The sequence below is a fragment of the Undibacterium sp. GW821-FHT11B02 genome, assembly GCF_058808955.1.
This window is the reverse complement of record NZ_JBXASD010000020.1, coordinates 55,283-77,841: the sequence shown is the minus strand read 5'-3', so window position 1 is coordinate 77,841 and position 22,559 is coordinate 55,283. Positions and strand designations below refer to the sequence as shown.

The 22,559-nt window shown below is 50.7% G+C and carries 17 protein-coding genes; 3 read left to right on the top strand and 14 right to left on the bottom strand.

The features are described from left to right. Nucleotides 1–34: 34 nt before the first annotated feature. On the bottom strand, nucleotides 35–4,264 hold the full coding sequence (locus AC1RVX_RS28455) for a YhdP family protein (protein WP_493219959.1): 4,230 nt from the start codon (nucleotides 4,262–4,264) through the stop codon (nucleotides 35–37). 396 nt (nucleotides 4,265–4,660) lie between these two features. Between AC1RVX_RS28455 and glnE the strand changes: the two genes are divergently transcribed. After that, nucleotides 4,661–7,390, top strand: a complete 2,730-nt coding sequence (glnE, locus tag AC1RVX_RS28450; RefSeq protein ID WP_493219958.1) for a bifunctional [glutamate--ammonia ligase]-adenylyl-L-tyrosine phosphorylase/[glutamate--ammonia-ligase] adenylyltransferase — start codon at nucleotides 4,661–4,663, stop codon at nucleotides 7,388–7,390. 102 nt (nucleotides 7,391–7,492) lie between these two features. Here the strand turns inward: glnE and AC1RVX_RS28445 are convergent, their stop codons facing one another. The 7 genes from AC1RVX_RS28445 to AC1RVX_RS28415 form a co-directional block, all read right to left on the bottom strand. Next, nucleotides 7,493–8,629: an OmpA family protein gene (locus AC1RVX_RS28445; RefSeq protein WP_493219957.1), complete on the bottom strand. Its 1,137-nt coding sequence runs from the start codon at nucleotides 8,627–8,629 to the stop codon at nucleotides 7,493–7,495. Nucleotides 8,630–8,702: 73 nt separating this feature from the next. Then, a complete protein-coding gene (locus tag AC1RVX_RS28440) occupies nucleotides 8,703–11,468 on the bottom strand; it encodes a beta strand repeat-containing protein (protein WP_493219956.1) in 2,766 nt (921 codons plus the stop codon). Between the two features lie 499 nt (nucleotides 11,469–11,967). Further along, a complete protein-coding gene (locus AC1RVX_RS28435) occupies nucleotides 11,968–12,462 on the bottom strand; it encodes a cache domain-containing protein (RefSeq protein WP_493219955.1) in 495 nt (164 codons plus the stop codon). A gap of 89 nt (nucleotides 12,463–12,551) precedes the next feature. Then, complete coding sequence (locus AC1RVX_RS28430; protein WP_493219954.1) at nucleotides 12,552–12,914, bottom strand: DUF4214 domain-containing protein; 363 nt, start codon at nucleotides 12,912–12,914, stop codon at nucleotides 12,552–12,554. A 112-nt stretch (nucleotides 12,915–13,026) separates the two neighbouring features. Continuing rightward, entirely contained in the window at nucleotides 13,027–14,049 is a 1,023-nt protein-coding gene (gene pbpG / locus AC1RVX_RS28425) for a D-alanyl-D-alanine endopeptidase (RefSeq protein WP_493219953.1), read from the bottom strand. A gap of 207 nt (nucleotides 14,050–14,256) precedes the next feature. Continuing rightward, on the bottom strand, nucleotides 14,257–14,949 hold the full coding sequence (locus AC1RVX_RS28420) for a nitroreductase (RefSeq protein WP_493219952.1): 693 nt from the start codon (nucleotides 14,947–14,949) through the stop codon (nucleotides 14,257–14,259). A gap of 65 nt (nucleotides 14,950–15,014) precedes the next feature. Beyond that, nucleotides 15,015–15,449: an acyl-CoA thioesterase gene (locus AC1RVX_RS28415; protein WP_493219951.1), complete on the bottom strand. Its 435-nt coding sequence runs from the start codon at nucleotides 15,447–15,449 to the stop codon at nucleotides 15,015–15,017. Nucleotides 15,450–15,833: 384 nt separating this feature from the next. On the opposite strand from AC1RVX_RS28415, the gene phaP reads away from it, so the two are divergent. Further along, nucleotides 15,834–16,400, top strand: coding sequence for a TIGR01841 family phasin (phaP, locus tag AC1RVX_RS28410; protein ID WP_493219950.1), 567 nt, complete (start codon nucleotides 15,834–15,836; stop codon nucleotides 16,398–16,400). Between the two features lie 148 nt (nucleotides 16,401–16,548). Here the strand turns inward: phaP and AC1RVX_RS28405 are convergent, their stop codons facing one another. The 6 genes from AC1RVX_RS28405 to AC1RVX_RS28380 form a co-directional block, all read right to left on the bottom strand. Continuing rightward, entirely contained in the window at nucleotides 16,549–16,680 is a 132-nt protein-coding gene (locus tag AC1RVX_RS28405; protein ID WP_493219949.1) for an MFS transporter small subunit, read from the bottom strand. An 8-nt stretch (nucleotides 16,681–16,688) separates the two neighbouring features. Continuing rightward, nucleotides 16,689–18,068 (bottom strand): OFA family MFS transporter, encoded by a 1,380-nt coding sequence (locus AC1RVX_RS28400; protein ID WP_493219948.1) that lies wholly within the window; start codon nucleotides 18,066–18,068, stop codon nucleotides 16,689–16,691. A 357-nt stretch (nucleotides 18,069–18,425) separates the two neighbouring features. After that, entirely contained in the window at nucleotides 18,426–19,151 is a 726-nt protein-coding gene (locus AC1RVX_RS28395) for an ABC transporter ATP-binding protein (protein WP_493219947.1), read from the bottom strand. Further along, the gene (locus tag AC1RVX_RS28390; protein WP_493219946.1) at nucleotides 19,151–19,921 is read right to left on the bottom strand and encodes an ABC transporter ATP-binding protein; all 771 of its coding nucleotides are present in this window, start codon (nucleotides 19,919–19,921) and stop codon (nucleotides 19,151–19,153) included. The genes AC1RVX_RS28395 and AC1RVX_RS28390 overlap by 1 nt, the downstream gene beginning before the upstream one ends. Before the next feature lie 11 nt (nucleotides 19,922–19,932). Beyond that, nucleotides 19,933–21,123, bottom strand: coding sequence for an ABC transporter permease subunit (locus tag AC1RVX_RS28385; RefSeq protein WP_493219945.1), 1,191 nt, complete (start codon nucleotides 21,121–21,123; stop codon nucleotides 19,933–19,935). An 11-nt stretch (nucleotides 21,124–21,134) separates the two neighbouring features. Beyond that, nucleotides 21,135–22,064, bottom strand: a complete 930-nt coding sequence (locus AC1RVX_RS28380) for a branched-chain amino acid ABC transporter permease (RefSeq protein ID WP_493219944.1) — start codon at nucleotides 22,062–22,064, stop codon at nucleotides 21,135–21,137. Nucleotides 22,065–22,124: 60 nt separating this feature from the next. Between AC1RVX_RS28380 and AC1RVX_RS28375 the strand changes: the two genes are divergently transcribed. Continuing rightward, entirely contained in the window at nucleotides 22,125–22,457 is a 333-nt protein-coding gene (locus tag AC1RVX_RS28375) for a hypothetical protein (protein WP_493219943.1), read from the top strand. Nucleotides 22,458–22,559: the final 102 nt, after the last annotated feature.

Here is a 22,559-nt window from a genome sequence, read left to right as displayed (position 1 = left end):
TCACCCTCATTTTTTCTTCCTGCTTTCTACCCATTCACTGATTGGCTGCAGGCTTGCGATTGTTTTTTGCCTGGTCACGATTGTCAATCTTGCTCACGGTTGGTTCTTTCCATGAACCACTGATCTGGTATTCAAAAGTAAAGGCCTTGCTCAAAGGTTCACGTAAAAATAACTGAGCAAGAAAAGTACCCAAACCGATCACCGGGTTAACTGCCAGGCCATACACGACCGACGCCGTACCAACATTCACGACCGGAATCACGGTGGCATGCAGGTCCTGTGATTCATGCACAATATCAGCATTTCCCTGCAAGAGCACGGTGGCACTGACACCCAGCATTTTCAGGTTATCGGTTTTTGCAACACCTTGCTGTATCTGCGCCATACCGGCAATGGAATCAAAGGCAAAACCTTCAGAAAATACATCGCGGAAATCCAGCGTCAAACGCCGTGGCAGCGACTGAAGACTCAACACGCCCAACAATTTGGCAGCTCCTGGATCCACCTTCAAAAATTGCCCGCTGGAAAGCACTAATTTGATATCCCCGTTCATACTGGGGATATCCATGGCGAAAGGCAGGCCATTCCAATGCACTTCGCCTTCCAGCTTGCCACGTCCACCACGTAAGACATCGGCAAAACCCAGGCGTTCCAGCAATTTGCCGGCATTTGCCACATCCAGCACATAATTCAATTGGGTACGCCCATCGCCACCCTGGCTGGACCATTTGCCGTTGCCGCTGAATTCTGCATCCGGATTTTTCAACAAGACTTTATTGATCTGCCATTCACGCCTGTTATTCGCTTGCGCCTGCCCGCTGTTGCCCTGATTCTGATTAACAGCCTGCAATTCAAGGTAGCCCAGTTTTTTGTTGTAGAGCTCAAAATTCTCAGCAACGATATCCAAGCCTGGTATCTGGGTCGTCGTGTTTTTACCCTCCAGTAATTCGCTGACATCTGCCGCTGCCGATTGGGGAATGATGAGGTTGCTCAATCTTGCTGTCACACTACCGACACCCTGGCCACCAGCGCCTTCGTTCCAGGTCAGGTAACCGGAAGCCTGATTGGAATGAATATTCGCTTGCCAGACATTTTTTTGATGTGTGACACCTACCACCACATTTTCCAGTTGCTTGCCCATGACATGCAGCTCTGACGTCCGGGCGGCCATCGAAGTTGGTTCCAAATACGGACTAAGATCGAGTTCTATATTCTCTTTTTCAGATCCGCCATTCTGGCTGACATTGGCTAGCTGTGCATTGCTATTGCTGCTGACAGCCGGTACGGCCAGATGCCGCCATTCATCGATATTCAGGGACTTGAGTTCGATATTGGCACTCAGACCACTATCCGGTTCCGGGGCAGGCACATTGACACCTATGCCCCCTCGCAACACCTGCCATGGCGCAGTGCCGGTCTTTTGGCGCAAATAACGGACATTCACTGTATTGCCCAGCGACACATGCATATCATCGCGCCAGATTTGTGCATCGTTGCTGGCCATGGGCGACATTTCAAAGCGCAAGGGCATGGCTTCCATTGCACTCTTTTTCAACGGTGCAGGAAAATTCAATGCCAGCCCGCTCAGGTTTGATTCGATCACAATCTCTGGCTGGCGTTTTTTAACATGGATGCTGGCGGTATAACGTGCACTGCCGCTGATGCGGTCGCCCAGGCGATCAGCCATGGATGCTGGCATGACCTTGCGCAAGCCTTCTGCCGTCACGTTGCCATCCAGCCGGACTTTAACGCTATTGTCTTTTTGTGAGCCGCCAGTGATCTGTACCCCGCTACCCAGCAAATTGCCTTTCAAGGTACCCAGATTGACACCAGTTTCATTGAACTCCAGCTTGCCATTCAGGCCCGACACCATCGGTATGTCTGGTTGCAACACCACGTCATTATTGGCAAACTGCAAAACACCCTGCACTTTGGATTCCATCAGGTGTTGTAATGGCAATTGCAGTTTCAATGACAATGCAGCAGGGGCAGTGGCTTTTGTTTCTTTCAGGAAATGGCCAAGCCAGCCGCTTACCGGACTGGCACCGACATAAGCAAGCATGGTTTGCAGATTGCCAGTGGCGAGCCCATCTATATTCAATACTGCATTGCGATGCGCCAGATCGGGGATGACTGCTTTCACTTTTTTCAGATCCGCCCCCAGGGTTCTGGCGGTATCACCATTTATTTCCATCCTGGCTTTATCAAAAATAAAATTACCTTTGATATCTTCTATCACTGGCCACAGAGGGCGACCATCTTCAGCCAAAGCGCCAGCAGTAAAGTCCAGTTTGCCGCCTGTCAGATTGCCCTTGACCACGAATTCGCCCTTACTCGCACGTTTGCCATCCGTGCTGTTGAAAGGAAAGTGCGCGAGGTCGCCCTTGATGCGTATCGTGACGTCATCTGCCCTGCCCTCAAGGATGGAATTCAATAACCAGTGGCGCAAGTCATCGGGTGCCACGGTAGGAATATAGCGATCCAGCTGTTTCAAATCAAAACCGGAAATATTCCCTGTCAAATCCACCTCGCCCGGCTGGGCATCGGCACCATGGCGCATGGACATGATGTGCTTGCCGCTCAATACTGCATGCATGCCTTCTTGCTGGGCATCCATTTTATTGATCTGGAAAATCAGCTTGTCTTGTGCCACGAACTGCCATTGCGCCTGCATCAACAGACGGGAAAACGGCATCAGCGGATCGACAAAATAGCTGGACAGGCGCAGCGACAAATCTTTGGAATCCAGCGTAAAGTTGCCACCTTTATCATTTGCCTCGATGTGGCCAGACAGGTTTTCAAATCCGGGAATAGCCGGGACCGCAGCCTTGGCCGGCAATTGTGCGGTTTTGGCACGTGCCAGCTGGGCTGGCTGCGCCTGCATGGACAAATTAATAAACTGCCCCTTGATACTGTAGGAGGCAACATCCGGATAACTGCCCTGCCAATTGGCGGTGAAATCCTTCAATTGACCCTTGGGGGCAAAATCCACCAGCATCTGGCGCTGGTCGACCGGTAAAGGCAAGTGTTCGGCAAAATTGGCCAGGGTTTGCAAGTCCAGTGTTTTGGCAAACAGCTCGACCTTTTCGGGCTGGCCTTTTTCACCAGGGGTAAAGGTTTCCTTGATGCTGGTAGGCGGCAATTGCACACCGTCACGGGTGCGCATGGAAAAATCCGTCAGCGATATACTGTGCCCGGATTGACCAAACATCGATGACAGGTATTTCGCCTTCAGTCCCTGATGTTCACTGGCGACCAGACGGCCACTGACCAGGGTCATGTCCAGTTCTGGCAGGTCAGCGCGAAATTTGCCCACCAGGTCGCTCAGGCTAAGGTCGGCAGTCAGGTCTGCTACCCGCCCTTTTTCCAGATGCAGCCAGGAGCGTACCGAACCATATCCCTTTTTGACATCTGCCGGATAATCCACATAGGCTTTCAGCGCCAGCAAATCAGCATGTCGCAGGTCGGTATACAGGTCGCCCGACCACAAGGAAAAATCGGCAATCTTTTTGGCAAATACGGGATGCTGGAAATCACCACGTATATCCAATGGCGCGGACAGGCTGGTCGGCGGTGTGGCTTTAAGGGCAAAACGGTGATGGCGCCACTGGTTTTGCAAGATAAAACTGACATCAGGCAAATTCAATTCCGGCGCATTACGTAATTTGTCTGTCCAGCGTACCGAGCCATTGCGAATGACGATTTCACGCTGGGCCAGCACCCAGTCGGTGCCCTGGCTCTTGCTTTCAGCCTTGGGATCAATCAAAAATCCACCGACAAAGAATTTGCCGTCAGCTTCACGCTGCACATCCAGTGCCGGTTTTTCAATGATGATGCGCTCAAACCGCAGGTCTGCCACTGCCAGTGTCCACCAGGACAGCGTTGCCGAAACTTTAGGCAGGCTCAATGCAGCCTCCCCCTTTGCGTCATGCAAGACCACATTGTCCAGCACCAGTTGCGGATTCAAGCCTTGCCAGGACGCATGCAAGCTGGCAATTTGTAATTGTCGCCCCAGCGAAGCCGATATCATTTTTTCTATATCCGGCTTATAGCTGTCGATATTCGGCAAGACGCCGTAACGCAGCACCAGCACCAGGGCACAAAACAGGAAATACAACAACAGCAATAATTTGAGCGCAAAGCGCAGCCCCCGGCCGCAAGTGCGCCAGGTAAAACCACAGAGCCACCAGAAACGACTGGGCTGTGTCGGGCTTTCTTCCGCTTTTGCGGTACTAGCAATGGGTACTTGTTCTGCCTGTGTCATTGCTAAATTTCAATCTGTAGAGAAGTCATACCTGAAGTCAACCCCGTCCAACTGTTATCCCTTTGTCTTGCCATAAAGTCTACGATGGAGATGACACTTGCGGCTAACATCAATTCCTGGGCCAAAAACAGCTGGAAGCCCTTCATTTTCAACATATTGCCTGCTCTACCATTTTGTCTCTGATCCTTATCGCCACACCCGCCAGGGCCCGGTCCGGCTTGCTGGTCTGGTTGACGATTCTCTGATACTCCACTGGAGTATCAATATACTTATATCCATTTATTATGTACGTTTATACTGCAGATTGGTCTTCCTGGCTTTCTTGCTCTGCATACTGCACCAGTAAGGCGCAGATCGCTTAAAATCAATGCCATCACTGGCTAACGATGCCCCACTATGACTGCAAGCTCTTCCCCGGACACTGAAATACTTCAGGCTTCCCGCTTTTTCACCAATTGGCTGGCCGCAGATGCCAGCCGAAAAACACTTTTGCAGCAAGTTTCTGAATTATCCTTGAGACCCGAGGGTTTTGCGCAGTTTTTACAAAAAGAAATATACGACGATCTTCCTCTTAACAAAGCCATGCGCCGTTTGCGCAATCTGGTGATCTGTTCCCTCATTAAACGCGATCTTTGTGGACAAGCGGATATGGATGAGGTAGTTACGACCATCAGCCTGTTTGCTGATTTTGTCGTACAGCAGCATTTGCAAGCCATTCATGCCGACATGCAAGCCATGCACGGCATCCCCACCGGGGAAGAAAGTGGTGCAGAACAGGCCCTGATCGTGCTGGGCATGGGCAAGCTTGGTGGTTATGAGCTGAATGTCTCTTCCGATATTGACTTAATCTTTTGCTATGCCGAAGATGGTGAAACCCGCGTGCAGGACAGTACACAGCGTAGTCTGTCCAATCATGAATACTTCAGCCGACTGGGCAAAAAACTGATTGCGGCCATTTCTGAAGTGACTGAAGATGGCTTCAGTTTCCGTGTCGATATGGCTTTGCGTCCCAACGGGGCATCCGGCCCGCTGGTGGCCAGCTTCAACATGATAGAAGAGTATTTCCTGATCCAGGGACGGGAATGGGAGCGTTATGCCTGGGTCAAGGCCCGTGCCATGACGGGCCAGCCTGCCGATATCACGGCGCTGGAAAAAATCATCCGGCCTTTTGTGTACCGGCGTTATCTCGATTACGGTGCGATTGATTCCCTGCGCTCCATGCATGCCCAGATCAGGGCCGAAGTCGTGCGTCAGGAAACCAAGCATCCCGAGCGCAGCAATAATATCAAACTGGGCCGGGGTGGTATCCGCGAGGTGGAATTTCTGGCACAGGTGTTTCAGCTTATCCGTGGCGGGCGCGATGCCAGCCTGCGTGACAGGTCCACCCGCAAGACTTTGCTGACCCTTGCCGACAAGGGTATCCTGGATGCCACCATCGTCACACGCCTGCTGGATTCTTATACCTTCATGCGCAACCTGGAGCACCGCCTGCAATACCTGGATGACGCCCAGACCCATACCTTCCCGGTGCGGGAAGAAGACCAGCAAAGAATCGCCTGCATGATGGGTTGCGCCAGCGTGGCCGCATTGCTGGCTCAATTGCGCCCGCACCGTGAATTCATTGCGGAACAGTTTGATGCCATTTTCCGCGATAAGGCCAACAATAACAGCGAAACCGAACAAGGCATGCTGGCCATCAGCCTGTCCGGCCCGGACGGCGACGAACTGATTGCCACCCATCTGGCGGGTCTGGATTTTTCTGCGAGCGATGCCCGTGCCATCACACAAAGGCTGATGGCAACCTGGCAATCCCCCAAAATACAAGCCTTGTCAGAAGCCAGCCGCAACAAACTGATTGCCCTGATCAACAATGCCCTCAACATCATTGCCCATCAAGGCGTTAACCAGCTATTGGCCTGGAACCGCCTGCTGGATTTCATGGAAACCATCGCCCGCCGTGCCGCCTACCTGGCCTTGCTGACCGAATACCCGCATGCACTGGCGCGTGTCGTACGCATGATGGCAGCCAGCGACTGGGCAGCCAAGTTCCTGACCCGCCACCCTATTCTTCTTGACGAATTGCTGGATGAATCATCGCTGCATCAGCGCCCCGATTGGACGGCATTCCGGCTGGATTTGCAACATCAGCTGGACCAGCATCAGGGCGATACCGAAAGGCAAATGGAAACCCTGCGCGAAATGCATCATGCGCTGCAATTCCGCTTGCTGGCACAGGATCTGGAAGGCCAACTGAGTGTCGAGCATCTGGCCGATGAATTGTCACAACTGGCAGATATCATCGTCGCTGCCGTCTTGCAGTCAGCCTGGGAAACCATCGTCAACCGCCACCGGCGCGAACCACGCTTTGCCGTCATCGCCTATGGCAAACAGGGCGGCAAGGAACTGGGTTATGCATCCGACCTGGATGTCATTTTTCTGTATGACGATGATGATCAGGAAGCGCCAGCCAATTATGCCAAGCTGGCACAGCGCTTTATCACCTGGATGACCACGCACACCCCCGCAGGCATCCTGTTCGATATTGATATCGCGCTGCGGCCAGATGGTGCCAGCGGCCTGCTGGTGTCGTCCGTTGCCTCCTTTGCCCGCTATCAGGAAAAATCAGCATGGCTGTGGGAACACCAGGCCCTGACACGCGCCCGCTTCTGTGCTGGTGATGCTGCTATCGGCGCACAGTTTGAACAGATACGCGAGCAAGTCTTGCGCCAGCAAAGGGACGACGCCAAACTACGCAGCGAAGTCATCAATATGCGTAAGAAAATGCATGATGCTCACGTCAACCGCAGTGAGTTGTTTGATCTCAAGCACGACGCCGGCGGCATGATAGACATAGAATTTATCGTGCAATACCTGGTCTTGAAATATGCCTGCCAGTATCCGGAATTGACCGCCAACAAGGGTAACATCGCCCTGTTGATACGCTGCGGTGAACTCGGCCTGATTGATGCCGCGCTGGCGAATCAGACAGCCGTCGCCTATCGCCTGTTCCGCAAATTGCAACATGGCATACGCCTGCAGGGTGAAGACCGTGCCCGGGTAGAACCGGAAATAGTCGCCAAAGAAGCGCAGGCAACCAAAGCTTTATGGGATAGTTTGCTGGCTTAAGCAATGCTGAAACGAACATGCCATCCAAAGTACTCTGTGGATGGCATATTTTTCTGGCAGGTGGGCAAGAAAGGGGACATCCCCTCTCCGCCCGACTGGGTCTTAATGACGGGTGCCAACAACCTCAACTGTGACACGACGATTTTTGGCACGGCCTTCACTGGTCTTGTTGTCAGCAATTGGCTGGGTTTCGCCTTTACCTTCAGTATAGATACGCGAGGCATCAATCCCTTTGGTAATCAGATAGGCTTTGACGGCTTCAGCACGGCGAATCGACAGTTTCTGATTGTAGTCATTACTACCTACCGAATCGGTGTGACCGACCGTGATCATCACTTCCGTGTCCATCCCCTGTAGCTTGCTCAACAAATCATCAAGCGCCTGCCTGCCAGCGGTTTTGACAAGCGATTTATCAAAGTCAAATAATGCTTCGGCATTGAAGGTGACCTTTTCAGAAACTGGCTGCGGTTTTGGTGGTGGCGGTACACTTCGAACGACAGGTGCCGGTTCCATGACTGGAGCAGGTGCCGGTGGCGGGGTATAGGATACCGGTCGTGTGTAGGCAGGCTTGCCCAATTTGTAGACGACACTGATGGAATAAAAATCTACATCGCCACGATTACCGACTGCATCGTTGACGCGGTATCTTTCTGCTTCGCCACGCATGGCCCACGCTTCTGTAAATTTATATTCCAGGCCAACCCCTATCTTGGGATTTAACTTTTTCTCGGTAGGATTGGGATTGGTGACGGCGTACAACCGGTTGCCGCTGAAATGGGCATCCGCCCTGGCATAATTGCCACCGATACGTCCAAGCAGCGAAAACCGTTCCGACAAAGGTAGCTGGCCGACCAGATCCAGATTGAAACCGCGAAATCCAACTTCACCACTGATGGCACCTGGCGGCGTGGTCGTGGCATCAAAGCCATACTTCCCCAGATCGAAATACCCGCCTTCGATGGCAAAGTATTTATTCATCTGTTTACCCAGAAACAGCTTATAAGCCGTGTCGCGTTCACTGGTGCGGAAGATAACACTGCTGGCACCATTGTCCATCAGGGCGCGTGTCAAGGTATCTTTATCGATAGTGGCTTTCGCACGACCAGCACCACCACCTATATACCAGGCGCTATCGGCCCAATCGGGATTGGTCCAGGGTTCATCGGCTTGTGCCAGTTGGCTGACAAGCAGCGCGCAGGCGAACAAGTTAAGTGTGACTACATTTTTTGGCAGCACCATGTATTTCTCCTGAAGAAATGACTGAAATAGGATGAAAGGGGTGACATGATCCCTTTCATATATCCATGAATTTTTAACGTGCAATCACGTTATTTTTAAGCGTCACGGCACTGCCTGACAAAACGCGTCCATTTTGTAATGTTGCCGTATCACCCATCGTGATAGCTGCAGACTGCTCCATGATGGTTCCCTTGAACACACTGTTTGCACCTAGCGTGGTCGCCGCAACCGGCACCCAGAACACACTGCTGGCAACCGCGCCACCAGTTAAGGCAACAATGGAATTCGCCGTCGAATTTAAAGTTGAACTACTGCGGAACAGGTACAGGCCAGCGCCATTCATGGTGAAAGTGCCGGTGATGTTGATCGCACCTGCATAGCAATACACGCCAGGTGTAAAGGTTTGTCCGCCCAGGTCAATTCCACTGGCAGAGGTGGAAGTACAGGTTCGGCTATTGGCATCCGCAATGGCCACTTGCAGGTCAGCCAACGCCGTGTTCAGAATAGGGCCTGATTTGTAATTGCTGAAACCCGCAGTCTGTAGCGGATCCACAATCTGTGATTGAGAACCGACATCGCCACTGACCATGGTAATACCGCCAGAATTATTGGTGATCGATGTACCAGCCAATACCGCAAAGCTGGTAGCACTGCCAAGATTGATGCTGGCAACCGGTGCCGCCGTGACAGTGAAACTGGTGGTCACTGTCTGTGCGCCCTGTGTAGCAGAAATATTCGTTATACCTGGCGCAATAGCCACTACCTGTCCACTGGACGACACGCTGGCAACACCACTTGCACTGGAAAGCCAGATGACTGTGTTGTTGATGTTATTGCTCGTCGCATTTGAATAGTTACCCGTTGCCGTGAACTGTTGCGACGCACCGACTGTTGCACTTGCATTCGATGGTGTCAGGCTGATGCTGCTGAGTGTCACGACCGGTGTCACTGTCAAGCTGGCCGTACCAGACTTGCCTGATAAATTAGCCGCAATAGTAGTCGTTCCACCTGACAGGCCATTCACAACACCACTCACCGATACGCTGGCAATCGCCGTATTGGCTGACGCCCATGTCACAGCATTGCTGATGTTGAGGCTGCTGCCATCGGCAAAACTACCGGTCGCGACAAAGTTCTGCGTACCGCCTACGGCAATGGTCGGAATACCCGGCGTCACAGCGATGGAATTTAACGCTGCTACCGGCAAGACATTGATGGTTGCAGAACCAGACTTAGTACCGGATATAGCCACCACAGGTGCACTGCCAGCCACCACCGCGCTGACCAGGCCGTTTGCAGTAACCGTTGCAACCGGGCTTGCCCCTGAAGTCCAGGTCACGGAATTGGTGATCACAGCAGTACTGCCGTCAGAATAGCTACCCGTAGCAACCAGACTTTGCGTCGTACCGACAAGCATATTATTGTTGGCAGGTGTAACAGCGATCGAGGTCAGCGCCGTACCGGATATGACAGTCAGTGTGGATGACGCGGTTTTTCCTGCAGAGCTTGCTGTGATGATGGTGGTACCCGCGGAAATACCCGTAGCAATACCTGAAGACAGGATAGTTGCAATCGGTGTGGTACCAGAACTCCAGGTGACAGAATTCGTGATATTCACATTGCTGCCGTCAGAGTAAGTACCGGTCGCTACAAATGCCTGGGTTGATCCTACCGACAGGTTGGCAGTCAATGGGGTGATGGCAATCGAGTTCAAGGTAATCGCAGGTATCACTACCAATGAAGCAGAGGCTGTCTTGCTACCCAGCGTTGCTGTGACAAGTGCAGTTCCAGTGCTGATTGCGCTGGCCAGACCATTCGGCAAGACCGTTGCAATCAATGGCGAACTGGTGGTCCAGGTTACGCCGTTGCTGATATTGGCTGTCGTCCCGTCAGAATAGGTTCCGCTGGCGAGAAATTGCTGCGCGCTACCGACGGCAAGGTTGACATTCACTGGTGTGACGGTAATTGTAGTCAGTAACGCCGAGCTGACGTTGACGGTAGTCGTCGTGCTCATGCCATTAAACGTGGCGGTCATCGTGGATGTGCCGCTAGCAATAGCTGTCACCATACCGTTGCTGGCCACAGCAGTCGAGACTGTCGCGATAGCAGGTGTGGCTGAAGAAAAGCTGCTGTTGGCGGTGACGTTGACGCTGCTGCCATCCGTGTATTTTGCTGTCACAGTCAGTTGCTGCGTCGTACCGATTTGCATAGGCGGATTGGCCGGTGTCAAAGCGATGGACAATAAATTGGCCGGTGTCACGGTCAGTTTGGTGCTGGCAGTCGTTGCTCCAGATACGGCGGTAATGGTTGACGACCCAATTGCCACACCCGTTGCCAACCCCGTGCTGCTGACTGTCGCAAAGGCGGGCGATGCCGAAGTGAAACTGGTAATTGCCGTGATGTCACTGGTAGTGCCATTGGTGTATGTACCCATTGCCTGAAACTGTTGTACGCCGCCTACCGCCACAGATGAATTGGCAGGAAGCAATGTGATCGACTGCAGTGATGACTGAGATACCGTCAATGTTGCCGAAGCAGTTTTGCCACCAAAGCTGGCAGATATCACTGAGACACCATTCACCACACCTTTGGCGACACCGGTATTACTCACTACAGTTGCGATATTAGGGCTGGCAGAAGTCCAGGCCGATGTGGCAGTCACATCGCGGGAAGCGCCATCAGCATAAGTTGCTGTAGCCATAAATTGCTGCATACCACCACTAGCTACCGTAGCAGTAACTGGACTGACAGTGAGCGTTGATAAGGTGGCTGAAGGTAAGCCTAAAATCGGATCACCACCACCGCCGCCGCAACCGGCGATCAATGATGTAATGAGCATTGCGGACACGCATGCAAGCGGCCTCAGGTAACGCTGTAGGATATTCATTTTTGCCTTTTTTCAGGTGAGTCCGGTGCCGAGTCATTTCGGTGTGGCCGCTATGCATAGTTTTTGCGTTGTTGTCGATAACGTCCCGACGTGAAATGTCTTTTCAGAATTGGTTTCACACGTGGAGGCAATCTTTATCAGTCAGTGCTTTGACAGGGGATCAAGCGTTTCAGGTTTGAAGACCGTATCAAGTGTTACTTATCGCCTCTTCGCATACCTTGATCTGTGCGATAGCACACTCAATTGCCATTGAATTGATTTAAACAACACATATTGGAAAAGACTGTGAAATGAAGCGAAGGGAGATGACAAGGGCATGTCACCTGCGGCGAGAAGACCACACAAGGGTGACTGGAACCAGCGCCGCCAGATGGCTACGCCAAAATAAAACAGGCATACTCGCGCATGCCTGTTTTGAAAATACTGTACTTAGTTACTTATTTGTAGATACTTACTTGTAGATACCACAGCCGATAATCGTTCCATCATCCAGTTTTTCGATATAGGTGGATTTGTGTTCTATCGCCTTCGTCTGTGGATGTGGCCATTTGTAGTCCACCCATCCCTTGCCTTTCTTACTGGCAAGCTCCAAGAATTCACGGATAAAATATTTGTTGTCGGAATCTTTCAAGTCTGTCAGGTTCTTGCCTATCAGTTTGGCATTGGCACCATGTGCCAGGGTTTTTCCTGATGCATCAAATACAAACAGGTACAAATCTCTGTCGACAAACTGCCCTTTTGGGTCATTGAAGGCAGTATAAGCTGACTCGGCACCATTCGCTTTGATGAAATCCTTGCCCTTTTTGACCAGGGCAATCGCCTCTTCCGCACTGCCACGGTCACTTGCTGCCCATACAGATGTCAAAGGTAAAAACGTAGCAACAAAAATCAGGCAAGCCAACATCATTCTTCGCATAGCAGTCTCCGGCTGAATAAGAATTTTCATGCTAACTCCCTGATTTCCGAAAAGCAAATAAATCATTTTGCGCTTGCACAATACTCAGCCATAGATAGCACCAGGCAAACGCTCACCCATCAAACCGGCAAGAACCGATCATGATATTCCTGAGAATTGATGAACTGCCCAATCAGCGTCACCACATCCGTACCCTGCTGCGCCAATAACTGATTAAACGTCGCCTGATCCGGTGCATGCCCCAGCAAGCCAATATAATCCAGCGTCAGTGACACCTTGGATTGGGAACTGGCCTTGAACTCCGTCGATTCCGTAAAGCCCGCCAGCAAATCCCCCCGGCTCACCCCATTACTGAGCTGCCCCAGCCAGTACGCCTTTACGTTAAATCTCCACTCTGATAAACAGAAAAATAAATATTGTAAAAGACGAGCGTAAGCGCTTCGTAACAGACTTGGTAATACGCCAGAGAATAGTTTTCCCAATAAATCAGAAAACAGCAGGTAAAAAAAACCTGCAACATGTGCAGGTCTTCAGTTTCTTGCTTTTATCTGAACCCAGATCTTGCCGGGCTTTTTCTTTATTCAGCGATATGATTCAGGCATGCGGCTTGATGGTTTCCAGCCATTTCTTGATGCGGTCGGCATCTGCCAAGCGAGAATATTTGCCTTTGGAATCCAGGAAAACCATGACGATGGCACGCCCTTCTATCATGGCCTGCATCACCAGGCAACGCCCTGCTTCAGCAATGTAGCCGGTTTTTTGCAAGCCAATTTCCCAGGCAGGATTAGCAACGAGCTTGTTGGAGGTTCCATATTCCAGGGGTCTGCCACCTGGTGCCACCACATATTTGGAATCGGTGGAATATTGACGGATCACGGGATGTTGATAAGCCGCATTGACCAACTTGACCAGATCACGCGCACTGGCACGGTTTTGGCTGGATAAGCCGCTGGAATCGACATAATGCGTGTCACCCATACCCAATTGGTGCGCTTTGGCATTCATAGCGCCAACAAAGGCAGGCAAGCCACCTGGATAATTTCTGCCCAATGCCGAGGCAGCCCGGTTTTCTGAACTCATCAGAGCAATATGCAGCATGTCAGAGCGCGAAAGCTTGGCACCTATTTTCAGTCTGGAACTTGTTCCTTTTTCCTTGTCGATATCTTCATTCGTGACTTCGATCACTTCATCCATGTCCTGATGCGCTTCAACCACTACCAGGCTGGTCATCAGTTTAGTGATGGAAGCAATTGGCAAAGACACATCGGAATTTTTTTCGAACAGAACTTTGGAACTGTCCTGATCAACCACGTAGGCAACATTCGATTTCAGGTCCAACGGATCCTGGGTGTTTTTCAGGCCGGCGATATCGCCTGAGCTTGGTTTTTCTGGCACTTCGCGTACCAAGGACACACGCTGGACAAGCACTTTGCGCTTGCCATTCACCACAACCGTACGCTTGACGAACTTGCCTGAAGCGGTGATGAGCACCACTTTTTTGTGAACAATATGTTTTTTAGCAGGATGTTTGTGTGAATTCGTCGCCGCGACCGCACTTGCCAGTGGCAAAAGTGCTATCAATGAACAAACCACTGCATGACGGGCAAATTTCACCATCTATGACTCCCTGATTAAATATGCCGTGAAAGAAATTGCAGTGTAGCAAAACCGAAAAATTCCGCAAGTAAAATAAGGAGTTAGCTGCATTTATTCATTTGGCGTCTTAAACTAAGTTGCAAAATTAATCTGCTTTTTTGACGTATTCTGACAAGTGCGCCGCCTTCGGTTACGCACGAACCATGAAAGCTGGTTTGCTCAACAAGATTAATCGAGGAAGCGGGTAAAACTGTCGGCGCTGTCACGCTCAGTCACCAAACTGTTTTCTATTTTGCTGGTATCGGCATAACCCAGCGACATGCCACAGACCAGCATTTCATTGTCAGGCAATTGCAATACTTCGGCAATCACTTTGTGGTATTGAGTAAACGCTGCCTGTGGGCAGGTATCAAGTCCGCGGCCACGGGCGGCAATCATGATGTTTTGCAAAAACATGCCATAGTCCAGCCAGGAACCCTGTTCCATGATGCGATCTATGGTAAAGATCAGACCGACCGGTGCATCAAAAAATGCATAATTGCGACCATGCTGCTGATGCATACCCAGTTTGTTTTCCCGCCCCAGCCCCAGCAGGGCATATAAATCCCAGCCTACCTTGCGGCGACGTTCCTGATAGGGGGTGACCCAATTCACCGGGTAGTAATTGTATTCTTGCTGGTGACCGCCCTGCCCTTCGCTATTGTGGGCAGCCAGAATCGCTGTTGACAGGGCATGCAGCTTATTACCCGTCAATACCGTCACCTTCCACGGCTGGGTATTGCTGCCAGAAGGTGCACGCGCTGCTACCTCCAGTATCTGGCGTATGTCTTCCCGCGCTACCGGCGCAGGCAAAAAAGCACGTATCGAACGGCGTGAGGCAATGGTGTCGTCTATCAGTTGCTGTATCGCAGATGTAAGCATGGGTTATCTACCTGATGGGATTGGAGTTTGCCAGCATCTGGCTGGCGTTTGAGTTTACTGAAGGCTTAGCCAGCTTGTATGGTTTGCAACAGTTGCCGCATGGGTTCCGGTATGGTCGTGGGCCGACGGCTGTGCCGGTCTACATACACGTGAACGAAATGCCCCTGAGCAGCAGCATTGTCTTCACCGTTTTTGAAGATGCCGACTTCGTAACGGACGCTGGAATTGCCGAGTTTGGTAACACTTACCCCCGCCTCCACCACATCGGGAAAAGCCACCGATGCCAGGTAATTGCACTGGGTTTCAATCACCAGTCCAATGACGGGGCTGGTTTCTATATCCAGCACACCATTGCTGATCAGGAACTGGTTAACTACCGTATCAAACCAACTGTAATACACGACGTTATTGACATGGCCATAGGCATCATTGTCCATCCAGCGTGTCGTTATCGTATGAAAATGCTGAAAGTCTTTACGCTGCCTGGCTTCTATTGCCATCGTCTGCTCGCTTTATAAAAAAATAACTTTAAATATGAAATGACTGCACTAGAATAAAAGTCTAACTGAAAAAGTCTAACTGGAAATGCCCACAATGGTGCATGACTTCATTTTCTGGTCATAATTACCATACATAATTCCCTCAGGAAAAGTAAAAGGCGGGCATTTTCATTTTCCTGTTTCACAATTGATTCTGCTCAAGAAATAAGCAGATTTTTATATTGCAACGCACAAATTTTGCTTGACTTCGCCAGTCGAATCAATAAAATATAGATTATTGCATCGCACAATTTGTTCAAAACTTTGCCGTTACGTGCATTGCAACACTACTAACAGCAATCGCCAGTTTTTCAATTTAATTTTTTTCCTACCCAGGAGATATCCATGTACACAGCACCTGAACAGTTTTCCGCAGCAACCAAAGCAAATTTCGATGCTCAACTCGCGCTGATCACTGCACTGACAAGCAAGGCATTTGAAGGCGTAGAAAAATTCATGGAATTGAATTTGAATGCCGCTAAATCTTCCCTGGAAGACAGTACCGCTGCTGCCAAGCAATTGCTGGCCGCTAAAGACGCGCAAGAATTTTTCAACCTGTCCGCTGCTCAAGCTCAGCCAACTGCTGAAAAGCTGATGGCATATAACCGTCACCTGGCCAATATCGCCTCCAGCACCCAGGCAGAATTCACCCATGCTGCTGAAGTACAGATCGCTGAAACCAACCGCAAGGTATTGGCATTGATAGATGAAGTGTCCAAAAATGCACCAGCTGGTTCCGAACAGTTTGTTTCTTTCTTCAAAACATCGATCGACAATGCCAACGCAAGCTACGATCACCTGACTAAAACAACCAAACAGGCTGTTGAAGCGCTGGAAGCCAATCTGAACAATGCGGTGTCCACGATCTCTCAGACAACCACAAAAGCAGCAAGCAAAGCCGCCAAGAAGTAAGCTGAATTTGCGCAGACAGACTCCCCACTGTCTGCAAAGTGGCTGACGTGGGTAGTTAATATGTATTGCCTGACAGGCGTCACCGCTGACAAATAAAGCAAAAGCCCCGGTTTTTCCGGGGCTTTTGCTTTGTGCTGTACGTTACTGGTCAGGCAAACATGGCCAGAACCTTGATGCCGGTCTGCCACACACCCCATGCCAGCGGAATGCCAGCCAATGCCCAGAAGAAAATGACCTTGGCCTTCATGCCAGGATCGATGTGCTGATTGATGTCTTCCATGATAACTCCTATTTTGACGTTGCTTGTGGTGACGATATGCCTGCCGCATCCTGACTGGTGCTGCTGCCTGGTGCCTTGACGAACAGGTTCAGGACAAATTCGGCAACCAGCAAACCACCCAGCACATACACCACGGTTGAATAGGCTGCAGCATCAGCCAGGCCTTCGGTTTTGACCAGATAATCACGCCCGGCATTCACAACCAGAGGGCCGATCACACCAGCCATGGACCAGGCTGTCAGCAAGCGTCCATGAATCGCGCCAACTTCTTTCTTGCCAAACATATCAGCCAGGTAAGCCGGGATGGTGGCAAAACCAGCGCCGTAAAAACTCATGACCAGGGCAAACAGGGCAACGAACAACAACATGTTGCCAGCCGCTGCCGCGCCGGGAATTGCCCAGTAAGCCAGTGCCCCCACACCTGAATACATGGCGTAGGCCCATTTGCGGCCTATCTTGTCAGAAAAACTCGACCAGATAAAACGCCCCGCCATATTGCACAAGGACAGCAAGCCCACAAACCCGGCCGCCGCTGCGGCTGAGATACCCACCATTTTTTGTGCCATCAACGACGCCTGTCCAAGAATGCCTATGCCAGCCGACACGTTCAACAGCAGGATGCCCCAAAGCAGCCAGAATTGCGGTTTGCGTATGGCTTCAGAAACAGAGAAATCATCAGCACCGTTCGAAGCAATATGCGCTGCTTCCACACTGCTTGGTACCCAGCCTGCGGGCTGGTAACCGGCAAAAGGGATGCGGGCTATCCATGCAGCCGATAACTGGAAACCCAGGTACAGCACCGCCATGGTGACGAAGGTGGCAGGGATGCCACCAAATTGTGAGCCCTCGCTGAAATATTTCATCAGATTGACTGCCAGTGGTGACCCGACAAGCGCGCCGCCACCAAAACCCATAATGGCGAGACCCGTCGCCATGCCACGCTTGTCCGGAAACCATTTGATCAGTGTCGACACTGGCGAGATGTAGCCTATACCTAAACCGGTACCACCGATCACACCGTAACCCAGAACGATCACAGGCAGCGAGCCCATCACCACACCCAGCGCTGACACCAGGAAGCCACTAAAGAAACACAGAGCCGATGCCAGCATGGCCTTGCGCGGCCCAACCCGTTCTACCCATTTGCCGAACACAGCTGCCGACAAGCCAAGGAAAATAATCGCGACCGAGAAAATCCAGCCTACGCTGGTCAGGCTGGAGCCCAGCACTTTTACCAGCGGCCCGTTAAACACGGAAAAGCCGTAGGCCTGGCCTAAAGGAAAGTGGATCAACAGCGCCGCTGCCGCCATCAACCATCGGCTATACCCAGGTGCGGCAACCGCGCCCTCCTTACTGAAAGCCGTCTTCAGACCATCAAAAATTCCCATAAAGTTTCCCTTTTTATATATTGGATAAAAAATCACGATATCCCATGACTGAAGTCACCATATTTAATGACATAAATCACGATATTTCATGATCTTAATCAAGATCAATCAGAGAAACATATGCAAGCAATAAATTTTCTTAACAGAATTACCTTCCCATAGGGAAACATGTATCAACATTTAAAACTAACGCAGCTTATTTACAACAATATTGATATTGATCGAGTATGCATGCCAGAAGTTGTGCCAGATCAGGAATGCTGAAGGCAAAAAAATACCTGCAATTGCTTGCAGGTATTTCAAATGCCCGGCATAGCTTGCACTATGCTTGCGGGCTACCTTACTTCATAAACGGTATCAGCCTTCACCCAGATAAGCTGCCTGTACTTTAGGGTCATTCAGCATGTCTTTGGCATTGCCGCTCATGGTGATGGAACCCGAATCCATGACGTAGCCGCGGTGTGCAGCCTGCAAAGCCAGTTTGGCGTTCTGTTCCACCAGCAGGATGGTGATACCCTGGGCAGAAACATTACGCACCACTTCAAAAATCTTTTCCACCATGATAGGTGACAGACCCATGGACGGTTCATCCAGCAGCAACAGGTTAGGATGACTCATCAGGGCACGGGCCATCGCCAGCATCTGCTGTTCACCACCAGACAAGGTACCGGCCAGCTGTGCTGCACGTTCTTTCAAACGTGGGAATACAGCAAACCATTTTTCGATATCTTCTGCGATACCGGCCTTGTCATCACGGATATAGGCACCCATCATCAGGTTTTCCTGTATCGTCATGCGGGTAAATACGCCACGACCTTCCGGTACCATAGCCAGGTGATTTTTCACCATCTCAAAGGAATTGACGCCTCTGATGGATTTGCCCATGTAAAAAATATCGCCATCTACCTTGCAGCTTGGCAGTGTTCCAGTAACAGCTTTCAGTGTAGTGGTCTTGCCGGCACCATTGGCGCCGATAAGAGTAATCAGTTCACCCTTGTTGACTTCCAGGTCGATTCCTTTAACGGCCTTGATACCGCCGTAAGCAACTTTCAGGTTGCTTATCTTTAATACGTTCTCAGCCATTAGTGACCTCCTCCCAAATACGCTTCGATAACTGCCGGATTTTTCTGTATATCTGCTGGCAGGCCTTCTGCAATCGGCTTACCGTAATCCAGCACAGTCATCCTGTCGCATAGCCCCATCATCAGCTTCACATCATGCTCGATCAACAAGATGGTCTTGCCCTCGGCCTTGATCTTGACCAGCAATTCACGCAAGGCAAGTTTTTCTGTTGCATTCATACCGGCAGCAGGCTCATCCAGCGCCAGCAGTTTTGGATCAGTCGCCAGGGCCCGCGCGATTTCCAGACGACGCTGATCGCCATACGACAAGAACTTGGATGTACGTCCGGCAAATGCGCCGATACCGACAAAATCCAGCAATTCCTGGGCGCGCTGACGGACTTCTGCTTCTTCCTTGCGTGCTGCCGGATGGCGGAATACGGCACCAAGCACACCCTGATGCGTACGTATGTGGCGTCCTACCATGACGTTTTCCAGCGCAGTCATTTCACCAAACAGGCGGATGTTCTGGAAAGTACGGGCAATACCTGCCTTGGCCACTTCATGCGGCGCAGACGGTGAATACGGCTTGCCATCCAGTTCAAACGTGCCGGTGTCAGGTTGATACAAACCGGTAATTACATTAAAGAACGTCGTTTTGCCGGCACCGTTAGGGCCGATCAGGCCATAAATCTGGCCTTTCTTGATATTGATACCGACGTTGGAAAGTGCCTGCAAGCCGCCAAAACGTTTATTGGCGCCTTCAATTTTTAAGATAGTCTGTTCAGTCATCTTGGTCTTCCTTAAGCAGCCGCTTCGTTAGTCTTGGCCATACGGTCTTCATGCTTGGGTGCGGGCCACAGGCCAGCAGGACGATTCAACATCACCACAACCATGGTTAAACCGTACAGCAACTGACGCAGTACTTCGGCTTCTATCCAAATTCTTCCGAATAACAGGTTTTGCACCGGTTCAACCACGTGACGCAAAACCTCAGGCAAAGCAGCCAGCAGCACTGCACCCAGAATAACGCCTGGAATATGACCAATACCACCCAGTACCACCATCGCCAGAATCACGATGGATTCCATCAGAGAGAACGATTCTGGAGACACAAAACCCTGGAAGCTGGCAAACATCGCACCAGATACACCACCAAACGATGCGCCCATGGAAAACGCCAGCAATTTGATATTACGGGTATTGATACCCATGGCCTTGGCAGCAATTTCATCTTCACGTATCGCCACCCAGGCACGGCCCAGACGGGAATGTTGCAAGCGTGTAGAGACGATAACAATACCAATACACAAAGCCAGGAACAGGAAGTAATAGGCATTCACCGAAGGCATGCTCATGCCAAGGAAATGCACTGTCGCATTGGAACCTGCCTCACCTGCCAGCGATACACCAAACACATGGATAGGATCAATCAAATTGATACCTTGTGGGCCGTTGGTAAAATTGATCGGTGAATTCATGTTGTTCATGAAAATACGGATAATTTCACCAAAACCCAGCGTCACAATCGCCAGATAATCGCCGCGCAACTTCAATGTCGGCGCGCCCAGCAAAGCACCGAACATACCTGCCACCGCAGCAGCAAAAGGCACAATCACCCAGACCGACAGATGAATACCGTTTTGGGTTATTTCAGGCCCGCAAACAGCGATCAGAAATGCACCGACAGCCGGGTAATTATTGACAAAGGATTCCAGAATCACAGCAAATTGCTGAGAGCCAAAAATCGCAGCCAGGTAAGCGCCGACAGCGTAGAAGGCGATATAACCCAGATCCAGCAAGCCAGCAAAACCGACCACGATATTCAGGCCCAGGGCCAGCATGATATACAGCAGCGCAAAGTCGATAATCCTGACCCAGGAATTACCAAAATTGGCGGCAACGAACGGGAACACTACAATCAGAACAGCCAGCGCAGCAAAGCTGCTATAGGCTTTTTTCGGATTGGCTTTTACATCAAATATGGTTGACATTGATTTTCTCCTTACGCACGATCAGCAACACGCTCACCCATGATGCCGGATGGGCGCAAGGTCAGTACGATAATCAAAACGACGAAAGCAAAGATATCCTGATACTGGCTACCAAGTATGCCGCCAGTCAGGTCACCGATATAACCGGCACCCAGACTTTCAATCAGACCCAGCACAATTCCGCCCACCATCGCGCCATAAATATTGCCGATACCACCCAGTACCGCAGCAGAGAAGGCTTTCAGGCCAGGCACGAAGCCCATTGCAAATTGTGCGGAAGAATAATTGCCAGCCCACATCACACCAGCAATCGCTGCCAGTGCTGCACCGATAGCAAAGGTTGCCACGATGACCTTATTGGAATCAACACCCATCAAACCGGCAACGCGCGGGTTTTCTGCAGTTGCACGCATGGCACGGCCCATTTTGGTTTTTTCAACCAGCAGCACCAGACCCACCATCGCCAGTGTTGCCAGTACCAGCAACAAAATCTGGGTCTGTGAAATAACGGCACCACCTACCGGCACCGGTGTCGAAGACATCACCGCCGGGAAAGGAATCGGGTTACGGCCCCACAGCATCATGGCGAAAGTCTGCACCAGAATGGAGACGCCAATCGCCGTGATCAACGGTGCCAACCGGGGTGCATTACGCAGCTTCCGGTAAGCGACACGTTCAATCAGAACATTGACGAAGATACAGACAGGTATGGCACCCAGGATCGCGATGATCAGTTTGATGATGCCAGGTAAATCAGGTGCGATTACCTGCAGCAATTTGAGAACACTCAAACCAGCCATGGCACCGACCATCAACACATCGCCATGGGCGAAGTTGATCAGGTTCAGTACCCCGTACACCATGGTGTAACCAAGTGCGACCAGCGCATACATGCTGCCCAACACCAGACCATTAATAATTTGTTGGATAAAGGTATCCATATTTTGCTTCTCTCTTTATGAACGAATCGAATTTCTGACTAAAAACAGGCGATGAACTGAATGCCAATTAATGCAACGGAAAAAAGTTCAGCAAAAATCATTCCTGATAACGAAAGCGGCACCCAGGTGTGGGTGCCGCCGGAATTCGAGCAAGCGCTATCCAAACAAACGCGTCATCATACTGGGAGCACTAATAGCGTCGTTGATACACATGATAAAAAATCTCCTCTGCAACTTTTGGTCAAAGCTTTTTGTAATATATTTGTACTTAATGGTTATACCAGTAAAGTGGGCCGGATTATACAGAGTTTGAATGCCGCCACAGTGGTAAAAACGCCACCGCCAACTACGTATTTTCCACAACATCCACACACCAGCATACACGTTATATAGACCCGGAAACGCCCGGATTTAATAGTGCCGCAATCTTAAACACCTATATACAAAATAAAATATCGAAAACAACCGTTGCAACAAACTTTTAATCAAAAACAG

Excerpts from the sequence above, each read along its gene's own strand:
- AC1RVX_RS28405 (WP_493219949.1), bottom strand. The coding sequence starts at position 16,680 with ATGGAAGACATCAATCAGCACATCGATCCTGGCATGAAGGCCAAGGTC.
- AC1RVX_RS28395 (WP_493219947.1), bottom strand. The coding sequence starts at position 19,151 with ATGGCTGAGAACGTATTAAAGATAAGCAACCTGAAAGTTGCTTACGGC.
- AC1RVX_RS28440 (WP_493219956.1), bottom strand. The coding sequence starts at position 11,468 with ATGCTCATTACATCATTGATCGCCGGTTGCGGCGGCGGTGGTGGTGAT.
- pbpG (WP_493219953.1), bottom strand. The coding sequence starts at position 14,049 with ATGGTGAAATTTGCCCGTCATGCAGTGGTTTGTTCATTGATAGCACTT.
- AC1RVX_RS28380 (WP_493219944.1), bottom strand. The coding sequence starts at position 22,064 with ATGGATACCTTTATCCAACAAATTATTAATGGTCTGGTGTTGGGCAGC.
- AC1RVX_RS28435 (WP_493219955.1), bottom strand. The coding sequence starts at position 12,462 with ATGAAAATTCTTATTCAGCCGGAGACTGCTATGCGAAGAATGATGTTG.
- AC1RVX_RS28385 (WP_493219945.1), bottom strand. The coding sequence starts at position 21,123 with ATGTCAACCATATTTGATGTAAAAGCCAATCCGAAAAAAGCCTATAGC.
- glnE (WP_493219958.1), top strand. The coding sequence starts at position 4,661 with ATGACTGCAAGCTCTTCCCCGGACACTGAAATACTTCAGGCTTCCCGC.
- AC1RVX_RS28420 (WP_493219952.1), bottom strand. The coding sequence starts at position 14,949 with ATGCTTACATCTGCGATACAGCAACTGATAGACGACACCATTGCCTCA.
- AC1RVX_RS28455 (WP_493219959.1), bottom strand. The coding sequence starts at position 4,264 with ATGACACAGGCAGAACAAGTACCCATTGCTAGTACCGCAAAAGCGGAA.
- AC1RVX_RS28445 (WP_493219957.1), bottom strand. The coding sequence starts at position 8,629 with ATGGTGCTGCCAAAAAATGTAGTCACACTTAACTTGTTCGCCTGCGCG.
- AC1RVX_RS28400 (WP_493219948.1), bottom strand. The coding sequence starts at position 18,068 with ATGGGAATTTTTGATGGTCTGAAGACGGCTTTCAGTAAGGAGGGCGCG.
- AC1RVX_RS28375 (WP_493219943.1), top strand. The coding sequence starts at position 22,125 with ATGCCAATTAATGCAACGGAAAAAAGTTCAGCAAAAATCATTCCTGAT.
- AC1RVX_RS28415 (WP_493219951.1), bottom strand. The coding sequence starts at position 15,449 with ATGGCAATAGAAGCCAGGCAGCGTAAAGACTTTCAGCATTTTCATACG.
- phaP (WP_493219950.1), top strand. The coding sequence starts at position 15,834 with ATGTACACAGCACCTGAACAGTTTTCCGCAGCAACCAAAGCAAATTTC.
- AC1RVX_RS28390 (WP_493219946.1), bottom strand. The coding sequence starts at position 19,921 with ATGACTGAACAGACTATCTTAAAAATTGAAGGCGCCAATAAACGTTTT.